1 protein-coding gene is annotated in these 2,352 nt (G+C 64.4%); it reads right to left on the bottom strand.

Annotation, left to right across the window (positions count from 1 at the left end):
* Positions 1 to 166 precede the first annotated feature (166 nt).
* Positions 167 to 2,352 (bottom strand): TonB-dependent receptor (locus HUK84_RS15255; RefSeq protein WP_176641044.1); only part of this gene is annotated, 2,186 nt, incomplete at its 5' end.

Genomic DNA, 2,352 nt, shown 5'->3' with positions numbered 1-2,352 from the left:
CGCCGCCAGCCCCAGCGCGCACCCCAGCACCCCGGCCACGACGACCTGCAGGAACATGCCGGATCGTCCGCCGCCGCTCGTCCACGCGCCGGTGTCGCTCGCCTCGCTCATCGGGGTCATCTCCTCGCGCTTGCCGGTCGGGGGTGCATCGCACCCCCAGCCTGCGTCAATAGGTGAAATTGATCCGCCCGCCGACGAAGCGCGGCAGCCCCGGGATCACGCCATAGAACGTGGCCTGCGTGCCCGCCGACAGCCAATAGCGGCGATCGGTCAGGTTCTGGCCATAGACGGTGACCGACCAATGCTGCCGGGGGGCCGCGAAGGTCAGGAAGGAATTGACCAGGAAATAGGCCGGCGAGCGATAGATGCCCGTCTGGCCGATATATTGCGGCTGGGTCTGCCGCCCGCGATAGGAATAGTCCGCGTCGAAGATCATCCGGTAATCGCGGAAGACGGGCCACGTATAGGTCGCGGCCCCCGACAGCGTCAGGTTGGCCAGTCCCATGTTCACGCCGTCATAATTCGTGTTGATGGCCTGCCAGACGCCGGTCGCGGCGAAATGCGCCGTGGTGGCGCTGCGGTTCAGGCTCTGGAACTGCGAATAGACGCCGTTCTGGTAACCGAAATTCTGGGTCAGGACCAGGCCGCGGAACGGATGGGCCTCGGCATCGAACTCCGCGCCATAGATATACGAACGCGGCGCGTTGACATAGCCGCCCAGCACGCCATAGGGCGGAACCAGGATCGTCCCCAGCAATTGCTGGTCGCGATAATCATAGTAGAACCCGGCGGCATTGAAACGCAGGCGGCGATCGAACAGCATCGTCTTGAAACCGCCTTCATAGGTCAGGATCTGTTCCGGCTTGAACGGACGAAGCTGCGCCGCCTGCTGCGTGATGTTGGCCGAGAACCCGCCCGGCTTGAAGCCGCGGCTGACCATCACATAGCCCATGATGTTGCGGGTGAACTGGTACTGCGCGCCGACCCGGCCGCCGAACTGGTTGGTCAGCGCCCCGCTATTGCCGAAATTCGTCGGCGTGCCGATGACCGCGCCCGTGTTCAGGTTGTAGTTCGCGCTGGTGACGTTCAGCATCTGGCGGTCGTCGGATTCGTGCTCCAGCGCGCCGATGATGCGCAGCCTGGGCAGGATCCGATAGGAAAGCTGCACATACTGGTTGAAATTCTGCTGGTCCTGGCCATAGCGCGTCTCGTTCAGCGGCGTCGTGCCGGGACGGTCCGAGGAATCGTACCAGAAATTCTGCGCCATGCGCGACCGGCTGTAATACAGGCCGCCCTCCCAGTGGAAGCGCGCATTGGGGTCGATCGATTCCAGCCGCACCTCCTGCGAGAACACGTTCGTCTGGTTGTTGCGGAACATGTTGCCATAGGCCAGGATCGAATCCGTCTGGTTCGTCAGCTCGTGCTCGTCCACCATTTCATAGGCGCTGATGGTCGATAGCCGCCCCCACGCGAAATTCTTCGTATAGCGCGCATTCGCGCCCCAGAAGAGGTTGTCCTCGCGCGGCCTGGTATCGTTCGCGCTTATGCCCAGGATCTTCGCGAAGCGCGGATCCAGCCCCCACTCCGTCTCGTAAAGGTCCTGCGTCACCGGCACGTGGTACGAGTTGTACAGGTTGTGGCCCGACGCATATTCGGACTGGTCCGTCGTCCAGTGCCCGCCGATGATCAGGTTCGACGTGCTGTCGATGTCCCATTTCAGCTTGGCGCGCAAAGCCCCCAGGTCGGCATTGCCGAAACCCTGCCCCGCCGCATTGTGCTGGTAGCCGCCGCCGGTCAGGGACTGGCCGGACAGGCGCAGCGAGACGGACTGCGACACGGGGCCCGAGACATACCCCTCGACGCGGTTGCGGCCATAGCTGGCGATGTCCTCGGTCAGCCCGGCATGGAACCGGCGCGTGGGATCGGCGCTGTGGAAGTCGATCTCGCCGCCCGTCGTGGCCTGGCCGTGGGTATAGCCCGACGGCCCCGGTGCGATCGAAATATCGTCGAGGTCGAACATCATGCCAGTCGTCATGATCGAGACGGGCAGCGCAACCCCGTCCAGATAGGGCATGGTCGAGGGCGTGTTGTTCTGCGTGAAATCCGTCAGCCCCACGCCGCGCAGCGTGAAGTTCAGCGCGCCCGAGCCGAAGGACGGCTGGATGGTCAGGTTCGGGGCGACGCGCTGGATGTCGGTCATGGTGCGGATGTTGCGATTGAGCAGGTCCTGGCGCGAAATCACCGTTTCCGAATGCGCGTTGTGCTGGCCTGCGCCGGTCACGCCGTGACGCGCCGACACGGTCACGGCCTCGGCCTCGGCGCGCGGCGCCGGGACGGGTGTGCGGGCAGGTA

Origin of the sequence: Nguyenibacter vanlangensis (assembly GCF_013376155.1) — a bacterium.
GTDB lineage: Bacteria > Pseudomonadota > Alphaproteobacteria > Acetobacterales > Acetobacteraceae > Gluconacetobacter > Gluconacetobacter vanlangensis.
Note: the sequence above shows the minus strand (reverse complement) of the source record. Positions and strands in the feature narration are given on the sequence as shown.